Annotated in this window: 19 protein-coding genes; 7 read left to right on the top strand and 12 right to left on the bottom strand. The window is 70.9% G+C overall.

What is annotated here, in order from left to right; genetic code table 11:
• Positions 1-37: 37 nt before the first annotated feature.
• A complete protein-coding gene (locus AB0937_RS15510; RefSeq protein WP_366712101.1) occupies positions 38-910 on the top strand; it encodes a class I SAM-dependent methyltransferase in 873 nt (290 codons plus the stop codon).
• Positions 911-940: 30 nt separating this feature from the next.
• Here AB0937_RS15510 and AB0937_RS15505 read toward each other — a convergent pair whose 3' ends face one another.
• On the bottom strand, positions 941-2,131 hold the full coding sequence (locus AB0937_RS15505; RefSeq protein WP_366712099.1) for a winged helix DNA-binding domain-containing protein: 1,191 nt from the start codon (positions 2,129-2,131) through the stop codon (positions 941-943).
• Between the two features lie 855 nt (positions 2,132-2,986).
• On the opposite strand from AB0937_RS15505, the gene AB0937_RS15500 reads away from it, so the two are divergent.
• From AB0937_RS15500 to AB0937_RS15485, 4 genes are all read left to right on the top strand, one after another.
• On the top strand, positions 2,987-3,760 hold the full coding sequence (locus tag AB0937_RS15500; protein WP_366712098.1) for an isoprenyl transferase: 774 nt from the start codon (positions 2,987-2,989) through the stop codon (positions 3,758-3,760).
• 355 nt (positions 3,761-4,115) lie between these two features.
• A complete protein-coding gene (locus tag AB0937_RS15495; protein WP_366712096.1) occupies positions 4,116-5,441 on the top strand; it encodes a PhoH family protein in 1,326 nt (441 codons plus the stop codon).
• Between the two features lie 402 nt (positions 5,442-5,843).
• Complete coding sequence (locus AB0937_RS15490; protein ID WP_366712094.1) at positions 5,844-6,563, top strand: transglycosylase SLT domain-containing protein; 720 nt, start codon at positions 5,844-5,846, stop codon at positions 6,561-6,563.
• A gap of 136 nt (positions 6,564-6,699) precedes the next feature.
• Positions 6,700-8,007 carry an AI-2E family transporter gene (locus tag AB0937_RS15485; protein WP_366712093.1) on the top strand — a complete coding sequence of 436 codons (1,308 nt, stop codon included), beginning with the start codon at positions 6,700-6,702 and terminating at the stop codon, positions 8,005-8,007.
• Between the two features lie 79 nt (positions 8,008-8,086).
• On the opposite strand, the gene AB0937_RS15480 is transcribed toward AB0937_RS15485, so the two are convergent.
• Both AB0937_RS15480 and AB0937_RS15475 read right to left on the bottom strand, forming a co-directional pair.
• Positions 8,087-8,620, bottom strand: a complete 534-nt coding sequence (locus AB0937_RS15480) for an alkyl hydroperoxide reductase (RefSeq protein ID WP_234846701.1) — start codon at positions 8,618-8,620, stop codon at positions 8,087-8,089.
• A 6-nt stretch (positions 8,621-8,626) separates the two neighbouring features.
• Positions 8,627-9,181, bottom strand: coding sequence for a peroxiredoxin (locus AB0937_RS15475; RefSeq protein ID WP_366712092.1), 555 nt, complete (start codon positions 9,179-9,181; stop codon positions 8,627-8,629).
• A gap of 134 nt (positions 9,182-9,315) precedes the next feature.
• Here AB0937_RS15475 and AB0937_RS15470 point away from each other — a divergent pair, with 134 nt between their 5' ends.
• The gene (locus AB0937_RS15470) at positions 9,316-10,266 is read left to right on the top strand and encodes a hydrogen peroxide-inducible genes activator (RefSeq protein WP_366712091.1); all 951 of its coding nucleotides are present in this window, start codon (positions 9,316-9,318) and stop codon (positions 10,264-10,266) included.
• A gap of 76 nt (positions 10,267-10,342) precedes the next feature.
• Here the strand turns inward: AB0937_RS15470 and AB0937_RS15465 are convergent, their stop codons facing one another.
• From AB0937_RS15465 to AB0937_RS15445, 5 genes are all read right to left on the bottom strand, one after another.
• Positions 10,343-12,682, bottom strand: a complete 2,340-nt coding sequence (locus tag AB0937_RS15465) for an FtsX-like permease family protein (RefSeq protein ID WP_366712090.1) — start codon at positions 12,680-12,682, stop codon at positions 10,343-10,345.
• Positions 12,679-13,368 (bottom strand): ABC transporter ATP-binding protein, encoded by a 690-nt coding sequence (locus tag AB0937_RS15460; protein WP_366712089.1) that lies wholly within the window; start codon positions 13,366-13,368, stop codon positions 12,679-12,681. The genes AB0937_RS15465 and AB0937_RS15460 overlap by 4 nt, the downstream gene beginning before the upstream one ends.
• On the bottom strand, positions 13,365-13,889 hold the full coding sequence (locus AB0937_RS15455; RefSeq protein ID WP_142160021.1) for a PadR family transcriptional regulator: 525 nt from the start codon (positions 13,887-13,889) through the stop codon (positions 13,365-13,367). The genes AB0937_RS15460 and AB0937_RS15455 overlap by 4 nt, the downstream gene beginning before the upstream one ends.
• Before the next feature lie 152 nt (positions 13,890-14,041).
• Positions 14,042-14,362 (bottom strand): hypothetical protein, encoded by a 321-nt coding sequence (locus tag AB0937_RS15450; RefSeq protein ID WP_366712087.1) that lies wholly within the window; start codon positions 14,360-14,362, stop codon positions 14,042-14,044.
• Positions 14,359-15,294: an SPFH domain-containing protein gene (locus AB0937_RS15445; protein ID WP_366712086.1), complete on the bottom strand. Its 936-nt coding sequence runs from the start codon at positions 15,292-15,294 to the stop codon at positions 14,359-14,361. Before AB0937_RS15445 ends, AB0937_RS15450 begins: the two co-directional genes overlap by 4 nt.
• Before the next feature lie 262 nt (positions 15,295-15,556).
• On the opposite strand from AB0937_RS15445, the gene AB0937_RS15440 reads away from it, so the two are divergent.
• The gene (locus tag AB0937_RS15440) at positions 15,557-17,848 is read left to right on the top strand and encodes a transglycosylase domain-containing protein (protein WP_366712183.1); all 2,292 of its coding nucleotides are present in this window, start codon (positions 15,557-15,559) and stop codon (positions 17,846-17,848) included.
• Positions 17,849-17,922: 74 nt separating this feature from the next.
• Here the strand turns inward: AB0937_RS15440 and AB0937_RS15435 are convergent, their stop codons facing one another.
• The 4 genes from AB0937_RS15435 to AB0937_RS15420 all read right to left on the bottom strand — a co-directional run bounded on the left by AB0937_RS15435 (position 17,923) and on the right by AB0937_RS15420 (position 23,351).
• On the bottom strand, positions 17,923-20,067 hold the full coding sequence (locus tag AB0937_RS15435) for a SpoIIE family protein phosphatase (RefSeq protein WP_366712085.1): 2,145 nt from the start codon (positions 20,065-20,067) through the stop codon (positions 17,923-17,925).
• A gap of 322 nt (positions 20,068-20,389) precedes the next feature.
• Positions 20,390-21,082, bottom strand: a complete 693-nt coding sequence (locus AB0937_RS15430) for a DUF402 domain-containing protein (protein ID WP_366712084.1) — start codon at positions 21,080-21,082, stop codon at positions 20,390-20,392.
• A gap of 83 nt (positions 21,083-21,165) precedes the next feature.
• Positions 21,166-22,569, bottom strand: coding sequence for a class II fumarate hydratase (locus tag AB0937_RS15425; RefSeq protein ID WP_366712083.1), 1,404 nt, complete (start codon positions 22,567-22,569; stop codon positions 21,166-21,168).
• 221 nt (positions 22,570-22,790) lie between these two features.
• On the bottom strand, positions 22,791-23,351 hold the full coding sequence (locus AB0937_RS15420) for a MepB family protein (RefSeq protein ID WP_366712081.1): 561 nt from the start codon (positions 23,349-23,351) through the stop codon (positions 22,791-22,793).
• Between the last annotated feature and the right edge of the window lies 1 nt (position 23,352).

Raw genomic sequence — 23,352 nt, 5'->3', positions numbered from 1 at the left:
GCGGGCGTCCCCGCCCGTGCGATGCCACCATCTCCCCATGGCACAAATCCGGGAACCGCAACCGCACCCCTCACGCCCCATCGCCTACGAGGACCTCGTCGCCGAAGGCGCCTCCGTCCCCACGGAAGGCTGGGACTTCTCCTGGTTCGAGGGGCGGGCGACGGAGGAACGCCCCTCCTGGGAGTACGCCGTGTCCATGGCCGAGCGGCTGGGCCGGGCGAGCGCGGTGCTCGACGTGCAGACCGGCGGAGGAGAGGTGCTGGACTTCGCCCTCGCCAGAGTCGGCGGCGGGGACAGCGGCGAGCCGGCCGGGGCGGCCACCTCCCACACCACCGAAGCCCCCGCCCCGAGGCCGCCCCTCCTCACCATCGCCACCGAGGGCTGGCCGCCCAACGTCGCCAAGGCCACCGCCCTGCTCCGTCCGCGCGGCGTCGGGGTCGTCGCCGCGGCCGAGGACGCCCCGCTGCCCTTCGCCGACGGTGCCTTCGACCTGGTCGTCAGCCGCCATCCCGTCCGCCCCCAGTGGGACGAGATCGCCCGCGTCCTCCGGCCCGGCGGGACGTACTTCGCCCAGCACGTCGGCCCGAGCAGCGTCTTCGAACTCGTCGAGTACTTCATCGGGCCCCAGCCGGACGATGTGCGCAGTGCCCGTCACCCCGACCGTGAGCGCGCCGACGCCGAAGCCGCCGGGCTGGAGGTCGTCGGTCTGCGGGCGGAGCGGCTGCGCATGGAGTTCCACGACGTCGGCGCCGTCGTGCACTTCCTGCGCAAGGTGGTCTGGATGGTCCCCGGCTTCACCGTCGAGGCGTACGAGCCGCGGCTCCGGGATCTGCACGAGCGCATCCAGGCCGAGGGACCCTTCGTGGCCCACAGCACGCGCCACCTCTTCGACGTTCGCAAGCCCGCCTGACGCGCGCACCCGCGCGGGCTGGGCGACGCCTCACGCGTGCGGACCCACCGTCACCTCTCCCACCACCAGCTCGGGCGTCGCCTCCAGCACCTCGCCCACCCGCTCCACCTGCTCGCCCAGCTCCCGGTGCTGCCGCGCGGTCAGCCGCACGAGCGGCTCGACCGTCACGGTCGTACGACGGCCCCGGCGCCGTTGGTGCCACACCCCCGCCACCACACCGTCGACGAGCAGCACCGGGTAGTTGCCCGCCTGACCGCCCCCGAGGGCGCGCTGGTACGCCTTTCCGGGGAACAGCCGCTCGCGGGGCTGCCCCGCGATGACGTACGCGTCGAAGTAGGGGAGCAGCCGCACACCCGCTGCCGGGCCGTCCGGGCCTCCCCGTCCGGGCGAGAAGTCGGTGTCACCCGCCGCCACCCACGCCGGTGTCCCCTCGAAGTCGACCTCCTCGATACGGCCGTCGGCGGCCAGTTCGCCGAACAGGGACGTCGCCCAGCCGGTGGGCGCCGCCAGCCAGCGCGCGAAATGCTGCGGCGTCGCCGGACCGTACGCATGCAGATAGCGCTGGACGAAATCAGCCGGCAGGCCCCCCGCCGCCACCCCCGCGGCCGCCCCACCGCCGCGCCGCACCGGCCGCGTGTAGGTCACCTTGCGACCGCGGTTGGGGCCGAAGCACAGCGTGCCCGCCCAGCCGGCCCGGTGCAGCACCTGGCGCCAGCGCGGCCACAGGTCCTGGAACGCCGGCATCACACGGTCGCCGGCCCACGGACCCGTGCGGGCGACGACCTCCTCGGACAGTTCGTCGACGGTGAGGCACCTGCCGTCGAGCGCCTCACCGATCGCGGTCACGACCTGGCCGGTCTGCTCCTCGGTGAGCCGTACGCCGGGCGGGAACGGGCTCGGTCCGCTGGGCACCGCGGTCAGCGCCGCCGAGAAGAGGGGCAGTTCACGGGCCGGGAGGAGGTGGACCGTGCCGCGTGGGCCGTATGTCTTGACCAGGGACCGGTCGTCCCAGAGCGCGGCCCGTACGTCCGCCCGCGTCGCCCCGTCCGTCCGCATCCCGACCGACAGTTCCGCCGCGGAGAGGACCTGCGCGTGCGCGCCCAGCATCGCGTCGACCACCTCGGCGACCGGCGTCCCCGCCGGGGCCGGCCTGGCCAGGAACTGCCGCTCCGCCCGGCGTGCGCTCGCCGCGGCCCACGTGATCTTCAGGGTCGTCGTCATGAGGCGAGGCTAGAACGCAATGAGGACAGAAACCGTCCTGAACGCCGCCCTGGCCGTGAGGTGCTCGCGGGCCGCTCGCGGGCCGCTCGCGGGTCGCTCCTTTCACACACCGCACTTCCGCATCATCCGACGAGGGTTTTCACATCGTTATCGCCCGCGGCTCGCTTCTGAGCGGCCGCGCGCGTAGGTTCTAGGCGGGGTGATTCGCGTAAGCAAAGCTGCGCGTGCGGTACCGCGCAGTGGAGGGGGCTGCGCGGTGCCTGGGGGTCCGTCATCGAGCCGCGCGGCGGCGATACCGGTCGGCAAAGCATTCGTGCGCCGGCGGTCCGGACCGCCGCGGCCCGCGTCCGGCGGTGGCTCCGGGTCAAGCGGGCGTTCACAACCGGGTCACCCGTCGGGGGGATGTCGGGACAAGTCGCCCGAGCGCGCCCCAAGGTGCGGCAAATCCTCCGGCCCCCGGCGCCCGGACGCCTGATTCCCCAGCGTATGCGCCATGTTTCGGCCGACGGCGGGCCCTGAACGAAGGGCTCCGCGGGCATCGCCGTGTCGCCGTGCGGCTCCGGAGAGTAGTTGTGGCACGCCGATGCGCGCAGCATCACTCACGAAGGGTTATGGTGGAAACCCCCCCTCGGGCCGGTCCGTCTCCCCCCCCACGGACCGGCCCGTTTTTCATGGTCCGCCGGGCGGCTCGAACCACCGGCCGGAACCATTCGTTCCGCCCCCGTTGGCGGCCCAGGGCCGCGGCGAGGGTAGGCTTCGCCTCCGGGGACTGCCACACGGGCAGGGACCGCCCGCGGCCACGACCGGGCCGCACGCCGCGGCCTGTCCGATCCGTACGGAGGGGCTGACAATCACGTGAACCTGCGCGACAAGCTGCGCGGCCTGCTGGTCAGGCTGTACGCACGCCGGGTGGAAGGTCACCTGGACCACGCTCAGGTGCCCAAGCACATCGGCGTCATCATGGACGGCAACCGGCGCTGGGCGAAGGCCGCCGGTTCCAGCACCGTCGACGGCCACCGGGCCGGTGCCGGGAAGATCGAGGAGTTCCTCGGCTGGTGCACCGAGACCGACGTCGAGGTCGTCACCCTCTGGCTCCTGTCCACGGACAACTTCGACCGTCCGCAGGAGGAGCTCGTCCCCCTGCTCGGCATCATCGAGGACGTCGTCCGCACCCTGGCCGCCGACGGCCGCTGGCGTGTGCACCACGTCGGCACGCCCGACCTGCTGCCCTCGGGGCTGCAGACCATCCTCAAGGAAGCCGAGGAGACCACCGCGCACGTCGACGGCATAGTGGTCAACGTGGCCATCGGCTACGGCGGCCGTCAGGAGATCGCCGACGCCGTACGGTCGATGCTGCTCGACGCCCAGGACAAGGGCACCTCGCTGGAGGCCCTCGCGGAGGCCGTCGACACCGACATGATCGGGCGTCACCTCTACACGAGCGACCAGCCCGACCCCGACCTGGTCATCCGCACCAGCGGCGAGCAGCGGCTGTCCGGATTCATGCTCTGGCAGACCGCCCACTCGGAGTACTACTTCTGTGACGTGTTCTGGCCGGCGTTCCGCAAGGTGGACTTCCTGCGGGCCATGCGCGACTACGCGGCCCGCCACCGGCGCTACGGCGGCTGACGTACCCGCAGCGGGGCGCGCGGATACGGGACGTCCCACGTCACACCACCTCCCGGCACCCGGTCGAGGGCGCGCGGTAACGCCGAGTTCACCGGCACGCCGTCATATGCCGTGGCATGGCGACGCTCGTTCGAGGGCATAACCCAGACAGGTCGACGCCCGAACCACGGGTGTCGGATCTCAGCGGACGGCACGGGGCCGTCCGCCCGGGAGGCCCTTTGCACCAGCCCGATCGTGCGGTCACAGCACGGACGAAGAGGCGGAGGGCCGGTTCTCGGCCCGCGCAGGGCGGCCGACGACCGGTCCAGCTCCATACCGTCGCTCCCCGACCTCATCCGAGGGGGTACGTCCTTCCGTGGTGACCAGCACAAAGCGCCACAAGCCCGACCGGCGCACCTATGTTCTCGACACCAGCGTCCTGCTGGCCGACCCGAACGCCCTGAACCGCTTCGACGAGCACGAGGTCGTGCTCCCCATCGTCGTGGTCACGGAGCTGGAGGCCAAGCGGCACCATCCCGAACTCGGCTACTTCGCCCGGCAGGCCCTCCGCCTGCTCGACGAGTTGCGGGTGCGGCACGGTCGCCTCGACGCCCCCATCCCCACGGGTGACCTGGGCGGGACCGTCCGTGTCGAGCTCAATCACTCGGACCCCAGCGTGCTGCCCAGCGGCTACCGCCTGGGGGACAACGACTCCCGCATCCTCGCGGTCGCCCGCAACCTGCAGGCCGAGGGACTCGACGTCACCGTCGTGTCGAAGGACCTCCCGCTCAGGATCAAGGCGTCCTCCGTCGGGCTCCTCGCCGAGGAGTACCGCGCGGAACTCGCCATCACGGACTCCACCGGCTGGACCGGAATGTCCGAACTGACCCTGCCGGGCGAGCAGGTGGACATCCTCTTCGAGGAAGGGCACGTCCACGTCCCCGAGGCAGCCGAACTCCCGGTGCACACGGGTCTGACCATCCAATCGGAGCGCGGCAAGGCGCTCGGGCGGGTCACACCCGAGGGCAACATCCGGGTCGTGCGCGGGGATCGGGAGGCGTTCGGCATCAAGGGCCGCAGCGCCGAGCAGCGGATCGCGCTCGACCTGCTGCTCGACCCGGACGTCGGGATCGTGTCCATGGGCGGCCGGGCCGGCACCGGCAAGTCGGCGCTGGCGCTGTGCGCCGGTCTGGAGGCGGTGCTGGAGCGCCGTCAGCACCAGAAGGTGATGGTCTTCCGTCCGCTGTACGCGGTGGGCGGGCAGGAGCTGGGCTATCTGCCGGGCTCCGAGGCCGAGAAGATGAGCCCCTGGGCGCAGGCCGTGTTCGACACGCTCTCGGCGGTCACGTCCCGGGAGGTCATCGAGGAGGTCACCGCGCGCGGGATGCTGGAGGTCCTGCCGCTCACCCACATCCGCGGACGCTCGCTGCACGACGCGTTCGTGATCGTGGACGAGGCCCAGTCGCTGGAGAGGAACGTTCTTCTCACCGTTCTCTCCCGGATCGGGGCCAATTCACGGGTGGTTCTCACCCATGACGTGGCCCAGCGGGACAACCTCAGGGTCGGCCGGTACGACGGTGTGGTCGCCGTCGTCGAGAAGCTGAAGGGGCATCCGCTCTTCGCCCATGTGACCCTGACGCGGTCCGAGAGGTCCCAGATCGCCGCCCTTGTGACCGAAATGCTCGAAGACGGGCAGATCTGACCGGTCAGTAGTAAGTAATGGCGGTTATGCGATAGTTGGCGCCGTCCGGAAAAGGCCAAGAGCCTAGCCGGACGGCGCCTTCGCGTGTGGCCGTTCCGTGGAATTTCCTGCGTCAAACGAGATGTGAGCTTTCACACGCAACTCGGAATTGCCTTGCCCCGTCGTGTTGCGGCAGAGTCTCACTCCTGTCAGGCCCCGCATACGACACAGCTGTACCCCCAGCGGTACGGCACCACAAAAGCAACAGCACCAACTGCATAGCGATGTCGTATGCCGCCCGAGCAACACGCGGCGCTCCCCCCGGGGGAGTTGCCCACCGGGCCCGCGCCTCCCGTGACCCCGCAGTTGGGGAGGCCAGTGCCAGGGGCACGATTGCGTCCGCGAGGGTCACCGAAGCGGGCGATGCTGGAAGGAAACCGTGTGAGCCGGATCTCGGTCCGGGGATTCGCAGTGGCTTCGGCCACGGCGGTCACCGCTGTCGGAAGCGTCGTCGGCGTTGCCTCGGGCAGCACCGCGCAGAACAACGACGCGGAAGCGACGGCAACCGGCGCCACGCTGCTCGCGGACATCCCCGCGGGCCAGCAGGCCCAGGTACAGACCGCGTCGCTGACGCAGCAGGCCGACGCACAGGCCATTCAGGCGGACGCGAGCGCGAAGAAGGACGCCGAGGAGGCCGCCCGCAAGGCCGCCGCCGAGACGGCCATCGCCAAGAAGGAAGCCGCTGAGAAGGCCGAGAAGGCCGCCGAGGCCGCGGCCAAGGAGCGCGCGGAGGCCAAGGCCGCCGCCAGCCGTTCCAAGGACATCTCCGACTTCCCCGTCGCGAGCTCGTACAGCATCGCCCAGATCCAGGCGATGGCGCGGCAGCTGGTGCCGTCGGGCCAGTTCCAGTGCTTCAGCAACATCGTGGACCACGAGTCCGACTGGAACTACAAGGCCGTCAACCCCTCCTCCGGGGCCTACGGCATGTTCCAGGCGCTGCCCGGCTCCAAGATGTCGTCCGTCGGCGCCGACTGGCGGACCAACCCGGCCACCCAGATCAAGTGGGGCCTCAACTACATGAACGACCGCTACGGCAGCCCGTGTGACGCCTGGTCGTTCTGGCAGGCCAACCACTGGTACTGAGCCGACCGGCCCCCGGCCGATCCGTTCCTCCGCTCGAGCCCCGCACCGTCATCCGGTGCGGGGCTCGCGCCATGTACGGTCGGACGGAGGGCTCCCCGGGGGAGTGGTGTGCCAAGACGGGGGAAGAGGACGGATCATGTCGCGAGTGCCAGGGTGGCTCGGCCGGCTCGGTGCCGGGCTGACCGAGATGAGCGAGCGGTACAACGAACGCCGCGCCGAGGCCGAACGGGAGCAGGACGACCCCGAGTCACGGACGCTCGCCGGCGATCAGGTTCCGCCACCCCCGGACTACGCGCCCGACGTCGCCACCCGCCCCGATCCCGCGCTGGCCGTGCCCTGGGGGGTGCGGGTCGCGGCCGAGGCCGGCTGGCGGCTCCTCGTCCTCGCGGGCACCGTCTGGGTGCTGATGCGGGTCATCAGCGCCGTCCAGCTCGTGGTGCTCTCCTTCGTCATCGCGCTGCTCATCACGGCGATGCTGCAGCCGACGGTGGCGCGGCTGCGGCGCCACGGCGTGCCGCGCGGGCCGGCCACCGCGCTGACGGCCGTCCTCGGCTTCGTCGTCATCGGCCTCATCGGCTGGTTCGTGACCTGGCAGGTCATGGAGAACATCGACGACCTCTCGGGCCAGATCCAGGACGGCATCGACGAGTTGCGGAACTGGCTGCTGAACAGCCCCTTCCACGTCACGGACAAGCAGATCAACGAGATCGCCACCAACCTGCGCGAGGCCGTCGGGGCGAACACCGACCAGATCACCTCCGCCGGGCTCGAGGGCGTCACGGTCGTCGTCGAGGCGCTGACCGGGATCCTGCTGTCCGTCTTCTGCACGCTGTTCCTGCTCTACGACGGCAAGCGGATCTGGGAGTGGACGCTGAGGCTGGTGCCGGCGGCAGCACGGCCGGGAGTGGCCGGGGCCGGTCCGGCGGCGTGGCGGACGCTCACGGCGTACGTGCGGGGCACGGTCATCGTCGCGTTGATCGACGCGATCTTCATCGGGCTCGGGATCTACTTCCTCGATGTGCCGATGGCCGTGCCGCTGGCGGTGTTCATCTTCCTGTTCGCGTTCATCCCGCTGGTGGGTGCGGTGGTGTCCGGCGCGCTGGCGGTGGTCGTCGCGCTGGTCACCCAGGGGGTGTTCACGGCCGTCATGACCCTGGTGGTGGTGCTGGCGGTGCAGCAGATCGAGGGGCACATCCTGCAGCCGTTCATCCTGGGCCGGGCCGTGCGGGTGCACCCGCTGGCGGTGGTGCTGTCGGTCGCGGCGGGCGGTGTGGTGGCCGGGATCGGCGGCGCGGTGGTCGCCGTGCCACTGGTGGCGGTGACGAACACGGTCGCCGGGTATCTGCGGTCGTACTCGCAGAAGTCGGCGCTGCGGCACTCGGTACGGCCGCGCGGGGCCACAGCGGTCAGCGCGGAGCCCGCTCCTGACGCCCCGTCGCAGTAGCGGCACCCCGAACACACCACAGGGCCCCGCCCACCGGTCAGGTGGGCGGGGCCCTGTGGTGCGGGGCGGGCGGCCGGGGTTACTCGGCCAGGACCGCCTCGGCGTCCAGCGTGACGCCGACCGCCTGGATCACGGAAGCGATCTTGAACGCCTCCTGGATGACATCGCGGTCCAGGCCCGCCTTGCGCAGCACCTGCTCGTGCGAGTCGAGGCACATGCCGCAGCCGTTGATCGCGGAGACCGCGAAGGACCACAGCTCGAAGTCGACCTTGTCGACGCCCGGGTTGCCGATGACGTTCATCCGCAGGCCCGCGCGCAGGGTGCCGTACTCGTGGTCCGACAGCAGGTGACGCGTGCGGTAGAAGACGTTGTTCATCGCCATCACCGCGGCGGCGGCCTTGGCCGCCGTGTAGGCCTCCGGCGACAGGTTCGCCTTGGCCTCCGGCTCCAGCTCGCGCAGCACGATCGGGGAGCGCGAGGCGATCGCCGTCGACAGGACCGTGCCCCACAGCTGCTGCGCCGGCAGGTCGGAGTTGCCGATGACCGAGCCGAGGTTCAGCTTCAGGTCCTTGGCGTAGTCCGGTATCGCGGACTTCAGTGCGTCGAGGGACATGTCAGATCACTCTCCGGCGAGCAGCGCGACCGGGTCGAGGGTCTCCTCGCCCTTGGACCAGTTGCAGGGGCAGAGCTCGTCCGTCTGGAGCGCGTCCAGGACCCGGAGGACCTCCTTGGGGTTACGGCCCACCGAACCCGCGGTCACCATCGAGAACTGGATCTCGTTGTTCTGGTCCACGATGAACACCGCGCGCTTGGCGAAGCCGTCCTCGCCCTCGATGCCCAGCTCGCGCATCAGCTCGTGCTTGGAGTCGGCCATCATCGGGAAGGGCAGGTCACGCAGGTCGTCGTGGTCCTTGCGCCAGGCGTGGTGGACGAACTCGGAGTCACCGGAGAAGCCGAGGACCTGCGCGTCGCGGTCCGCGAACTCCTCGTTCAGCTTGCCGAAGGCGGCGATCTCGGTCGGGCACACGAAGGTGAAGTCCTTGGGCCAGGCGAAGATGACCTTCCACTGACCCTCGTAGGTCTTGTGGTCGATCTGCTGGAACTCCTTGCCCTTCTCCAGCGAGACACAGGCGGTCAGGTCGAACTCGGGGAACTTGTCACCGACAGTGAGCACACGCTCTCCTTGCAGCGAAAGAAACACCCGGATCGCGGGTGTTTCCCGTGGGTTGGACTCTGTTGATGTTGGCACAGGCTCGATTGATTACGGAAATAGCTACACTCGGTCGGGTTGATCGGAGGTAGTTATCAGTGACTGTCGGTGGCAAGCGCAGGCAGCCCAGTCTCGCCCAGCTCCGTGCCTTCGCGGCGGTGGCCGAGCACCTTCATTTCCGGGACGCGGCCGCGGCGATCGGCATGAGCCAGCCCGCCCTCTCGGGCGCCGTGTCGGCCTTGGAGGAGACACTCGGAGTGACGCTCCTCGAGCGTACGACGCGCAAGGTGCTGCTCTCACCCGAGGGGGAGCGGATCGCCGTACGGGTCAAAGCGGTCCTGGGGGAGATGGGAGCGCTCATGGAGGAGGCCGAGGCGGTCCGGGCGCCCTTCACCGGGGCGCTGCGCCTCGGGGTCATCCCGACGGTGGCGCCCTATCTGCTGCCGACGGTGCTGCGGCTCGTCCACGACCGGTATCCGCACCTCGACCTCCAGGTGCACGAGGAGCAGACCGCCAGCCTCCTCGACGGTCTCACCAGCGGGCGCCTCGACCTGCTGCTGCTCGCGGTGCCGCTGGGCGTGCCCGGGGTGGTGGAACTGCCCTTGTTCGACGAGGACTTCGTGCTCGTCACGCCGCTCAACCACTGGCTCGGCGGGTGGGAGGGCATTCCGCGCGATGCGCTGCGCGAACTGAACCTGCTGTTGCTGGACGAGGGGCACTGCCTGCGCGACCAGGCCCTCGACATCTGCCGGGAGGCCGGCCGCGACGACGTACCGGTCACCACGACCGCCGCCGGGCTGTCCACGCTGGTGCAGCTCGTCGCGGGCGGACTCGGCGTGACGCTGCTGCCGCGCACCGCACTGAAGGTGGAGACCTCCCGCAGCAACCAGCTCCTCACCGGGTACTTCGCCGACCCGGCCCCCACCCGCCGTATCGCACTGGCGATGCGGTCGGGGGCCGCGCGCGGCGCGGAGTACGAGGAACTGGCGGCCGCCCTGCGGCAGGCGCTGCGACCGCTGCCGGTACGGGTCCTGGACCACGACGCCTGACGCCCGCGTCCTGGGCCGGGCCCCGGTCGATACGGGGCCCGGCCCAGGACGCCGACGGTCCGTGCGGGATCCGGTCCTACTCGGTCCGCAGCCCCTCCGGCCGCATCAGCTTCAGCAGCGGCGGCAGGCTCAGCAGGGTCACCACGAGGACGACACCGGCGCCGATGCCCGTCATCGACAGCACACTCGGCCAGTCCACCCGGACCGACGTGTCGGTCATCCGCAGCAGGACCGCGCCCAGGGCCATGCCCACCGTCGCGGCGAGCAGCAGGCCCAGCCCGATGGGGATCGCCGTCTGCCACAGCACCGACAGGCCGAGGGTGCGGCGCCGGGTGCCGAAGGCCACCAGGGCCGACAGCAGCTTGCGGCGTTCGCGCAGCTGCTCCAGCTGCGAGACCAGGAGGCTCGCCCCGATCAGCGCGAGCACGCAGGCGGCGCCGACGGACAGGCCCGTGCGGATGGCGGCGTAGCGCTCGTTGCTCTCGATGCTGTGCCAGGTCATGGGCTGGACCGCGGGGTCGAGCCGCGCGGCCGTGTTGCGCACCTGGTCGTAGGCGTCCGGTGCCGAGAGGTCCAGGCTCAGGAAGAGCCGCGCGGACGTGAACGCCGCCAGCTTCTCGGGCAGCGCGCCGGGCGTGACCAGGATGCCGCCGCGCTCGTACCCGGTGGGGTCCTCGCGGGACTGGGCCTGGCGGATGTCCTGCGGCACGGTCCAGGAGACCCGGGGGTCGCCCGCGTGGGCGTCGTCGCCCTCCGGTTCGGCCCACAAAGTCGTGCCGGGCTTGGCCAGGTGGTCGCTCTCGCTGTCGTACTCGGAACCCTTGACGGCGAAGACGTCCCCGTCACGGCAGGAGGGGAGCGTGGCCACCTCGCGCAGCGACGCGCAGTCGGCCAGGGTGACCTGGGCGTAGGAGTCCTCGCTGCGCCGGTCGCGCAGATAGACGTCGGACAGGGCGGTGACCTTGCGTACGCCCTCGGTGGCGCGGTACTTCCCCATGATGGCCGCGGCGTCGGCGCCGTCCGGGAGGTCCACGCTCATCTGGGCCCGGGAGACGTCGTACTGCGACGCGCTGGTGTAATTGCCCTCCACCCCGGCGAACAGCATCTGCAGCGCGATCGCCCCGGCCACCGCCACCGCGATGCCGTTGACCATCCGGGCCGCCGCACCACTGCTCAACTGCAACCTGCGCACGGCCAGTTGCCACGACACCGCGCCCGGTCCGAGCCGTGTCACGACCGTCTCCACCACCCAGGGCAGCAGGGCCGTGACGCCCACCAGCAGCAGCATCACGCCGCCGACGACGAGGTACTGGTTGAAGTTCCCGTCGCCGTCGCCCTGCCCGATCATCGGGAAGAGAAGGGCGAGCCCGCCGAGCGGCAGCAGCAACCGCCACCACAGCCTGCGCCGCGCGGGTTTGGCCGTGCGCACCACGCCGAGCGGCTCGATGACCACACCGCGCAGGGCGAGGATCGTCACCACGACCGCGGCCGCCGGCACCGCCAGCGCGACCAGGACGGCCAGCACGGGCGAGGGGTTCAGATAGCTCGGGAACACACTGACGTGGAACACCTCGGCGGAGGCCGCCAGCTGGCGTCCCAGCAGGAAGAACCCGAAGCCGAGGACGAGCCCGAGCACCGAACCGGCGAGTGCCTCACCGGCCGCGATCCGCCGGGTCATCCGGCTGTCGGAGCCGACCAGCCGCAGGGCCGCCAGCCGGCGGTCACGCCGCTCCCCGCCGAAGCGCACGGCAGCGGCGATGAACACGGCGACCGGCATCAGCAGCACGACGAAGACGACCAGGACCAGCAGGAGCAGCACCGGGTCCCAGGGGTCGGACCACCCCAGATCGTCGTTGCCGAAGTGGTCGATCCGGGCGCCGCTCACGGGGCCCCCCAGCAGCTTCGCCAGTCCCTTGCCGCCCGCGAAGTAGGCGAGTTCCTGCGAGCCGACCAGCCCCTGCTCGCCGATGGTCCCGGCGATCCGGTAGTCCAGCCGCTCCCGCAGCAGCTTGCCGTCGTCGGAGGCGAGCAGCTCCTTCAGCGCGGGGGAGACGACCATCTCGCCCGCCGCCGGGAACTCCGGGACGCCGGGCGGCAGCGGAGCCCGCGGGCCCTCCGCCTCCAGCAGCCGGCCGCGTACGTCCATGTCCCGGAACGTGGTGTCCGTGTCCAAGACGACCAGGGTGTCGTCGGCCTTCGGTATCTCCTGCTGGCCGAAGGTGTGGTCGCTGCGCGCCTCCTCACGCCGGTCGCGTTCCGCCAGCGCGTTGGGGATGGCGGTGGTGAGCAGCAGCAGCGCCACCCCGAGTCCGACACCGACGGCGGTGAGCAGCGCCCGGATCCACCCCTCGCGTCCGCCGGCGAGGGCGAACCGGGCCCCCATGGCGAGGTCCCGGCTCCACTGACTGACGCTCATACGACGCGCTCCATGTCACGGGACTTGCCGTCCCGGACGACGATCTCGCGGTCGGAGTACGCGGCCACCCGCGCCTCGTGCGTGACGAGCACCACGGCCGCGTTGGCGGACCGGGCGGCGTCCGTGAGCAGTTCCATCACCCGCTCGCCGTTGAACGAGTCGAGTGCGCCGGTCGGTTCGTCGGCGAACACCACCCGCGGGTTCGTCACCAGCGAGCGGGCCACGGCGACCCGCTGCCCCTGACCGCCGGACACCTCGCCGGGCCGCTTCTTGCGCAGGTCGTCTACCTCCAGGCGTTCCATCCACTCAAGCGCGGTCCGCTCGGCCTCCTTGCGGGACGAGCCGTTCAGCCGCAGCGGCAGGGCGACGTTCTCCACGCAGGTGAGTTCCGGCACGAGCTGCCCGAACTGGAACACGAACCCGAACTCCGAGCGCCGCAGCGCACTGCGCTCGGCGTCGCTCATCGCGGTCACCTCGCGCCCGGCGTACGTGATCGAGCCCGAGTCGGGCATGACGATCCCGGCGAGGCAGTGCAGCAGCGTCGACTTGCCCGATCCGGACGGGCCCATCACGGCCACGACCTCGCCGGGGTGGATGGAGAACTCGGCGCCGTCGAGCGCGCTCGTCGGGCCGTAGGCCTTGCGCAGGTCCTGGGCGATGAGGAGGGAACCGGCGGGGATCGTCATCGGGTCACCGCCTCGCGGAGCTTGTCCAGACGCGCCGCGGTCAGCTCGAGCCAGCGCAGGTCCGCCTCCAGGTGGAACAGCGCGTGGTCGCAGATGAGCTGGTCGGCCAGATCGCCCTTGCGCTTGCGGTCGGTGAGGATCCGCATGCTGCGCAGGTGCTCGGAGCGCTGGGTGTCGAGGATGTCACCGGCGTCGCGGTGGGTGAGCAGTGCCAGGACGACCTTGGTGTAGAGGGTCGACTGGAGGTACGGCTCCGGCTTCTCGGGCGTGGCGAGCCAGCGCGCCACGTCGGTGATGCCGGCCTCGGTGATCGCGTACCGCTTGCGCTCGGGACCGCCGCCCGCCTCGATGCCGTCGACCTCGACGAGCCCGTTCTTCAGCAGGCGGGACATCGTCGAATAGACCTGGCCGTAGTGGAGCGGCCGGTCGTGACCGAACTTCTCGTCGAAGGCCCGCTTGAGGTCGTAACCGTGGCGCGGGCCGGACTCCAGGAGTCCCAGGAGAGTGTGACCGATGGACATGGCAAGGACTGTACACCGCGTGTATACGCACTATGTATACGCCGAGTGTGCAGTCCATGGCGGGGCGTGCGGGAGCGCAGGTGGGGGGTCGTTGTCACGGTTCCGCAACAGCCACTCGCCGTCGCGGCCGGAGAACGACCCCGCGGGGTGGTTCAGGCCTTCGGCGATCCGCCCGAGCCGCCGGGCGAACCGCTCGATCCGGCGGGCGATCCGCCCGAGCCGCCGGGCGAACCGCTCGATCCGCCGGGCGGCCGACCCCGGCGGGGCAGGGGCCCGGTCTCCCGGGGCAGCCGTCCGGCCTCCGCCAGCGCCTTGCGCAACAGGAACTCGATCTGCGCGTTGGCCGACCTGAGCTCGTCACCGGCCCACCGTGCGAGCGCCTCGTACACCGCGGGGTCCAGCCGCAGCAGCACCTGCTTGCGCTGCTGCTGCGGCCGGCGCTGCGGGCCCTGACCCTCGGGAGGGACCGTCACTGGTAGAGGGACCCGGTGTTGAGGACGGGCTGCGCGGCCCGGTCACCGCACAGCACCACCATCAGGTTGGAGACCATCGCCGCCTTCCGCTCGGAGTCCAGCTCCACGATGTCCCGCTCGGTGATCCGGGCGATCGCGGCCTCCACCATGCCCACCGCGCCGTCCACGATCTGCCGCCGCGCCGCGACCACCGCTCCGGCCTGCTGCCGCTGGAGCATCGCCGAGGCGATCTCGGGGGCGTAGGCGAGGTGCGTGAAACGGGACTCGATGATCTGCACACCGGCCGCCTCCACGCGCGCGTGCAGCTCCACCGCGAGCTTCTCGGTGATCTCCTCGGCGTTGCCGCGCAGCGAGAGGCCGTCCTCCTCGTGGGCGTCGTAGGGGTACTCGATGGCGATGTGCCGCACGGCCGCCTCGGTCTGAGTGGAGACGAACTCGATGTAGTCGTCCACCTCGAAGGTGGCCTGGGCGGTGTCCTCGACGCGCCAGACCACGACCGCGGCGAGCTCGATCGGGTTGCCGTAGGCGTCGTTGACCTTGAGTACGGCGGTCTCGTGGTTGCGGACGCGGGTGGAGATCTTCGTGCGGGAGGTGAAGGGGTTCACCCAGCGCAGGCCGTCCTGCCGGATCGTGCCGCGGTAGCGGCCGAAGAGCTGGACGACCCGGGCCTCGCCCGGCGCCACCATGTTCAGCCCGCACATGGCGAGGAACGCCGCGAGCGCGACCAGGATGCCGCCGATGATCAGCGCGGCCTGTGCGCCGCCGGCGTGCACCGAGGTGGCGACCGCGATCAGTCCGGCGCCGGCCAGCAGCCCGAGCAGGCCCAGCAGCAGGGCGAGCCCACCGCCGATGCTGTGCGCGGCGAACTCCCGTACCCGGGGTGCCGGCATCTCGGGCACGTCGGCCGTGACCTGCGGTTCCGTTGTGGACATGGGTGATCCCCCGTTTCTCCTGGGAAGCCGCTCCTGCTTAGCTTCCGTCTAGCTAAGTGATATCACTTTCTGGCGTGCTGGCAACCCTGGGGGTGTCTCGAACGTCGGTTCCGTTGGGAATGGGTGCTGATTGTCACGTCCGCAAGGGGCCGGATCGGCTGCCCTATCTCTTATCTCCCGGTGTTAGCTTTCTGAGCTGACCCGAGCGGCGAACCTGTGTGACATGTGAGCACACATGAACGAAGCGGAGCAGATCGGACTCATGGGACGAGCGGAAGAGAGACGCGCCCGACAGCGCGGTGGGCGCCGGGCGGCACCCCAGAGCCACCGTTCGTCGGCTGCGGCCGGGAAGAGCGGCATACGCAGGCTCTTCACCTGGAAGAAGCTCCTCGGCACCTTCCTCGGCGTGTGCCTGCTGGGCATGGGCGCCTTCATCGTGCTGTACATGGTGATCGACATCCCCGAGGGCAAAGCCGACGCCAAACGGCAGAGCAACATCTACAAGTACAGCGACGGCTCGATCATGGCCCGCGACGGCAAGGTCAACCGCGAGAACGTCGATCTGTCCCGGGTCCCCAAGGGCGTGCGGCTGACCTTCGTCGCCGCCGAGAACAAGACCTTCTTCAAGGACTCCGGCGTCGACTTCAAGGGCACCGCCCGCGGCCTGTTCAACACGCTGTCGGGCCGCGGCGCGCAGGGCGGTTCGACGATCACCCAGCAGTACGTCAAGAACTACTACCTGACGCAGGAGCAGACCGTCTCGCGCAAGCTGAAGGAGATGGTCATCTCGCTGAAGCTGGACCGGGAGAAGTCCAAGGACTACATCCTCGCCGGCTACATCAACACCAGCTACTACGGCCGCAACGCCTACGGCATCCAGGCCGCCGCGCAGGCCTACTACGGCATCGACGCCGAGAAGCTCGACGTCGCACAGGGCGCCTACCTCGCCGCGCTCCTCCAGGCCCCCAGCCAGTACGACTGGGCCGTCGCCTCGAAGGACGGCAAGAAGCTGGTGAAGGCGCGCTGGAACTACGTCCTCGACAACATGGTCGACGAGGGCTGGCTGAGCGCGTCCGAGCGATCCGGGATGCGGTTCCCGATACCCAAGGAGCCCAAGCCCGCCCCCGGCATGGAGGGCCAGAAGGGCTACCTGGTCAACGCGGCCAACGCGGCACTCGAGAGGCAGCTCGTCGCCGAGGGCACCGCCGACAACACCAAGGAAGCCGAGGCGCTGGTCAACGCCGGCGGCTGGACCCTCACGCTCAACATCGACAAGAAGAAGCAGGCGGCGCTGGAGAAGTCCGTCCGGCAGCAGCTGACCGCCAAGCTCGACCCCGACAAGCGCAAGGTGGACGGAGACGTCCAGGCCGGTGCCGCGTCGGTGAACCCGAAGACCGGCGCCGTGGTCGCGATGTACGGCGGCGAGGACTACTTCAAGCACTACACCAACAACGCCACCCGCGCCGACTACCAGCCCGCCTCCACCTTCAAGCCGGTCATCCTGGCCGCGGCCCTGGAGGAACAGGCCAAGACGCAGGACGGCAAGCCGATCACCGCCAACACGATCTATGACGGCACGAGCAAGCGCCCGGTCGTGGAGGACGGCACCAAGGTCGGCTTCGCCCCCGAGAACGAGGACGACCGGAACTACGGCCCGATCTCCGTCCAGACGGCCATGAACAAGTCGGTCAACTCGGTCTTCGCGCAGATGGGCGTCGACGTCGGCATGTCCGAGGTGGTGAAGGTCGCCGGCAAGCTCGGCATGGACACCGACGGCATGGCGGCCGTGCCCGCCCAGACCCTGGGCAGCATGGGCGCCAGCCCCCTGCAGATGGCCGGTGTCTACGCGACCCTCGACAACCACGGCAGGAAGGTCACCCCGGCCGTCCTGAAGTCGGCGGAGCACCTCAACCAGAACGTCACCATGCCCGACCCGGTCGGCGACCAGGTCATCAGCCGGGAGGCCGCCGACTCGGTCACGTCGGTGCTGACCGGCGTGGTCGACGACGGCACCGCCCAGGCGTCCGTGCGCAACAACCCGCTGCGTGACGGCCAGCAGGTCGCGGGCAAGACCGGTACGTCCGACAACAACAAGTCGGCCTGGTTCACCGGCTACACCCCGAAGCTGGTCACCTCGGTCGGCCTGTTCGGCGAGGACGCCAAGACGCACGCCCAGGTCGCGATGTACAAGGCGGCCGGCGAGCCCCGGATCAACGGCGGTGACTTCCCGGCGCGGATCTGGGCGCAGTACACCTTCGGTGTGATGGGTGACGTCAGCAGGTTCGACCTGGAGACCCAGCAGGGCGCGGCCGTCCAGCCGGTCTGGACGCCGACGCCCACGCAGGAGCCGACGAAGGAGCCGACCGAGGAGCCGACGACGAAGGAACCGTCGTCGTCCCCGCCGCCGACGACCGAGAAGCCGTCGTCGTCCCCGCCGGCCTCCCCGTCGACGACCCCGCCCACCCAGACCCCGCCCGCGTCCCCGCCGACGACACCGCCGGGCGACGGCGGTGACCCGTTCGACCCGGTCAGGCCGGGCGGCGACGACCAGTAGGGGACGACCGGCGGCAGACGCCGAAGGGCGCCCGGTGTGCACACCGGGCGCCCTTCGCCTGTCCTCGCGGCCCTTCAGCCGCGGTTGAGTTCGAACCAGACCACCTTGCCCGTGCTGAGGCGGGTCGCGCCCCAGCGCCGGGCCAGCCGGTTCACCAGGTACAGCCCGCGCCCGCCCTCGTCGGTGGCGCGAGCCTGCCGCAGCCGCGGCAGCTGCGGCACGTCGTCGCCGACCTCGCAGCGCAGGACGTCCGTACGCAGCAGCCGCAGCGTCACCGGCCGCGAGGCATACCGGACGGCGTTGGTGACGACCTCGCTGACGAGCAGCTCCACGGAGTCGCTGAGCTCCTCCAGGCCCCAGCGCGACAGAGCGCGCCGGGCCAGCCGGCGGGCCCGGCCCGGTGCCGCGTCCTCCGGCTCCAGGAACCAGTACGCCACGTCGCTGGGGGCGATCCCGTCGAAGCGGGCGGCGAGCAGCGCGATGTCGTCGTCCCGGTCGCCCGGGCCGAGCATGTCGAGCACCTCGTCGCACAGGGCTTCCAGGGGCGGAGGATGGTCCGGCCCGGTGAGCTGCGCGACCGCGGCGAGCTTCTCCCGCAGCTGCTCGATGCCGGTCCACACATCGCGCAGCCGGGACTCGACCAGGCCGTCGGTGTAGAGGAGCAGGGTCGCACCGGCGGGTGCGTCCAGCTCCACCGCCTCGAAGTCCACGCCGCCGACCCCGATGGGGGCACCGGCCGGCACGCGCAGCACCTCGGCGCGGCCGCCCAGGTGCAGCAGGACGGGCGGCGGATGACCGGCGTTGGCGATGGTGATGCGGTGCGATACCGGGTCGTACACGGCGTAGAGGCAGGTCGCCATGCGGTCCACGCCGAGGCGCTGGGCCTGTTCGTCGAGGTGGTGCAGGACCTCCTGCGGCGGCAGGTCGAGGCCGGCGAGGGTCTGGGCGGTGGTGCGCAGCTGGCCCATGATGGCGGCCGACGTCATGGAGTGGCCCATGACGTCACCGACGACCAGCGCGACCCGGCTGCCGGGCAGCGGGATCGCGTCGTACCAGTCGCCGCCCACCCGGGCCGTCTCCGCGGCCGGCAGGTAGCGCGAGGCCAGCCGCACGCCCGTGGGGCGGGGCAGCGTCTCGGGCAGCATGGTGCGCTGCAGCTCGTCCGCGATGTACGCCTCGCGGCCGTACAGCACGGCCTTGTCGATGCCGAGGGCGCTGTGCGTGGCGAGCTGGGCGGCCACCAGCAGGTCGTCCGGGTCGAACGCGATGCGCTCGGGGCGGCGCAGGAACAGGGCGGCACCGATCACCCGGCGCCGGCCGCGCAGCGGGGCGAGGATCGCGCGCTGCCCGTCCGGCACGGCGAACTCGCCGTCCTCGCCGAGCAGCTCCGGCAGCGCGGCGCGGGCCGCGGGAGCGTCGGTGAACACCGGGCGCACCCCGCGCAGCACTTCGGCGAGGGCGCTGCCGGGCCGTACCTCGCACAGCTCGGCGCCGACCGTGTCCAGGTCGCTGGGCTCGGGCTGCGCGGCCGGCAGGAAGCCGTTCTCGGTGTCGCGCTCCGCCGGTATCCGGTCGGTGCGGCGCAGCCGCAGCACCAGCGGACCGGTGGGCCGCTCGTCGCCGACGGGCAGCGGGTCGCGCAGATAGACCAGGATCGCGTCGGAGAAGGTGGGCACGGTGGCCCGGCACAGCCCCATGACGATCTCGTCGAGGTCGATGCCACGGGCGATCCGCCGGGTGGCGGCCCCCACGAACCTGAGCCGGTCGCCGTCCCGCCGCATCGGCGTGGGGCGGCCGGGCGGCAGGCTCTGGCCGCTGCGGCGCTCCTGCCCGTCGGTGGTCACCGCCGGCCGGCCCTGTTCGTCGGCCGGCTGGACGGGAATGCCCTCGGGGGCGGGGCGCGGCCGAGGCGTCTCGCGCTCGGCGGTCTGCTCTGCACCCGGTTGGGAGTGCTCGGAGGCGGGGTCGCTCACGGTGTCCTTGCCCTTGCCGAACGGCGTGGAGGTGCCCGGCTCCGACGTGCCCGGCGCGCTGTGTGCCGTCGTGACCGGAACGCTGACGTCGCCGCCTGGGCGGCCCTGTACCGGTAAGGTGCCGGCGCCGGGTGCGCGCGCCGGGGCCGGGGTATGCACGAGGGCCCCGCGGGGGTCCGCGGGGTCGACGCCCGCCTGGGGGCGTTCGAAGGAGGTCGGCTGCTCCGTCACGCGTGTCGAATCCATCCGTCCGGGGCTGCGCGCCGCGCGCGCAGTTGGTCCCGCCGAAACTCCGATACCCGGAATACGTGCCCCAGGAACGGAATTCCCGCGTGGTCAGAGGTTGTTCCTGTGCCACCGGCGGACCGTCTGCGGCCCCCGGGGGCCTGCTGACGGCCCCAGGGGCCTGTGGCGCAGGCCCTGCCGGTGTTGCCCTCGTACCCCTCGCTCACGTCCTGCCGCCCCTCGGTGACGATCGGTCAAGCTCAGCGCGTGCTCCGGTAGTTGCCGCCGCGCGCCCTTGCGGAGGACGATCCTACGTTTCTTGCCCGGGGGCGCATCAAGGGTCTCATGAGGACACATGCGCGGGCGTGCGGTCCCAGTCCTCCGGCAGTGACGGTACCGTCCAGGACGGATCCGGGCGCCAGTGCTGCCAGCCTTCGGAGAACGGCGTGCCCCAGGCGCGGATCACCTCCACGGCGTCCCGTCCCGCCGCCCGTACCTTTTCCGCCTGTTGGTCGTCCATCAGCCCGTCCCGCCGGGCCTGGGCGAACTCGTCCTCGTCGCGCCAGTGCCAACTGCGGTCGGGGTGGACGGAGATGTCCAGGAAATGGTCCACGGAGTCGACGCCACCGGACCAACGGACCAGCGGCTCCTCCAGGTTCACGTACCAGTTCTTGAACTGCCAGCCCGGCTCCCAGAACAGCCACACCGACCAGGGCTCGCCGGGCCGGGCCAGCTTCATCACGCCCGTGCCGAACCACCGGCCCCGCTGGACGGTCCGCGGCTTGGTGTAGCGCGACTCCAGTGGTTCCAGGTGCACGGGCGTACCGTCGGCGAGCACGGGCTTCACGCACTCGGTCCCGGGCGCCAGCCACACGGCGAGCAGGTCCGTGTCGTCCCGGACGACGGTGACGGGACGCGCGATGTGCACCTGCGTGCCGCCGTTCTCCCGGTACCGCCACAGAATCCGGCTCCCGGGCGCCCAGAAGCCTGCCGCACCACCCGTTTCCACGTGTCTCATCGCTTCACCGTCTGCCATGACCAGATATTAGGTGCCGTAGGCATACGACGCTGCGGCGCGTGTCACGGTTCACGCGCCGGGCACACGAACGTGCCCCCGCGTCACGGGTGCGTCATCCGCAGGACATCGAGCGCCTCGTCGAGCTGCTCCGAGGTCAGGTCCCCGCGCTCCACGTACCCGCCGTCCAGCACGACCTGACGGATCGTCTTCCGCTCGGCCATCGCCTTCTTGGCGACCTTCGCGGCCTCCTCGTAGCCGATGTACTTGTTGAGCGGGGTGACGACGGAGGGGGAGGACTCGGCGTACTCCCGCGCCCGCTCGCGGTTCGCGGTGATGCCGTCGACGGTCCGGTCGGCGAGCAGCCGCGTCGCGTTGGTGAGGAGCCGGACCGACTCCAGTACGTTCTTGGCGATGACGGGCAGCATCACGTTGAGCTCGAAGTTCCCGGCGGCGCCGGCGGTCGCGACGGTGGCGTCGTTGCCCACGACCTGGGCGGCGACCATCAGCACGGCCTCCGGGACGACCGGATTCACCTTGCCCGGCATGATCGAGGAGCCGGGCTGAAGGTCGGGCAGGGCGATCTCGGCGAGGCCGGTGCGCGGCCCGGAGGACATCCAGCGCAGGTCGTTGGCGATCTTCGTCAGCCCCACCGCGATGGTCCGCAGCTGCCCGCTGGTCTCGACGATGCCGTCCCGGGCGCCCTGGGCCTCGAAGTGGTTGCGGGCTTCGGTGAGGGGCAGCCCCGTCGTACGGGCCACTTCCTCGATCACGGCGGCGGAGAAGCCGGGCGGGGTGTTGATGCCGGTGCCCACGGCCGTACCGCCGAGGGGCAGTTCGGCGAGCCGGGGGAGGGAGACCTCGAGACGCTCGATGCCGTACCGCACCTGGGCCGCGTACCCGCCGAACTCCTGGCCCAGCGTCACGGGCGTGGCGTCCATCAGGTGGGTCCGCCCCGACTTCACGACGTCGGCGAACTCCTCGGCCTTGCGCTCCAGGGAGGCGGCGAGGTGCTCCAGCGCGGGGATCAGATCGCGCGTCACGGCGGCGGTGGCGGCGATGTGGATCGAGGAGGGGAAGACGTCGTTGGACGACTGGGAGGCGTTGACGTGGTCGTTGGGGTGCACGCCGCGGCCGAGCCGCTCGCTCGCCAGCGTGGCGATGACCTCGTTGGTGTTCATGTTGGACGAGGTGCCGGACCCGGTCTGGAACACGTCGACCGGGAAGTGCTCGTCCCACGTCCCCTCGGCGACCTCCCCGGCCGCCTCCTGGATCGCCTGCGCGATGTCCTTGTCCAGGACCCCCAGCTCGGCGTTGACCTTGGCCGCGGCGCCCTTGATCCGGGCCAGCGCCTCGATGTGCGCGCGCTCGATGCGCTGACCGGAGACGGGGAAGTTCTCCACGGCCCGCTGGGTCTGGGCCCGCCACTTGGCGTGCGCGGGCACCCGCACCTCGCCCATCGAGTCGTGCTCGGTGCGGTACTCGGTCCTGTCCTGCTCGTCGGTCATCGACGATCACCTCCACGTGTCACAGCGTCCGCGCCGCGACCACTGTTCCCCGTGGAGGCGAATCATCACCGCCCTTGTCAGGCGAGTCCGGAGTGGCGTACCGGAATGGACTTGCATCCTCCCCTCCGGGAAGGGATTCCCGGCTCGGGCTCCCTCCTGGAGCAGCGCCCCACACAGTCTTGCGCCATCGGCCCGGCCCTTGTGGTTGTGCCGGCGCCGCCCTACGGGTGGTAGAGCTCTTGGGCGCGGGCCAGATCGATAGGCCCGTCCTGGTGCAGATGCAGGAAGAAGTCCAGCTGCCACGCTTGCGCACTGCTGGCCTGGCGGTTGGTGGTGGTCACCCAGGGCGGGTAGACGCGGAAGGCCCGTTTCCCACCGGAACCGTTCGCTGATACGACACCGTGCCGGCGGAGCGCGTCCATGGGAAGGACGAACTGGCCGAAGTGGGACTGGTCGCGGGTGCTGATGACGAAGAGGTCGACGGGGTCCGTGGCGTCGAAGGGCTGGATGGGCCCGGCCGGGGACCTCTTCCAGACGGTGACGAATTGGCCGGCCTTGGTTGGGGTCGTCTTGGCTGCGCGGAACCGGATGGAGAGGCCGTCAAGGGTGAAGTCGTGGGCGGCATAAGCGGCGCCCTCGGCTTCGGGTACCGGCTGCGAGCAGGTGAACCCGCAGGGGTCATAGACGAGTGCCTTCGCCGCGATGAGGTCTCCGTGGGCCGGGGCGGTGTTCGACCACGGTCTGGGATGGAGATCGGATGAGCACTCGCGGTTCCTCGTCATT

Origin of the sequence: Streptomyces sp. NPDC047880, assembly GCF_040706515.1 — a bacterium.
Classification (GTDB): Bacteria; Actinomycetota; Actinomycetes; order Streptomycetales; family Streptomycetaceae; genus Streptomyces.
This window is presented reverse-complemented; position numbering and strand designations above follow the sequence as displayed.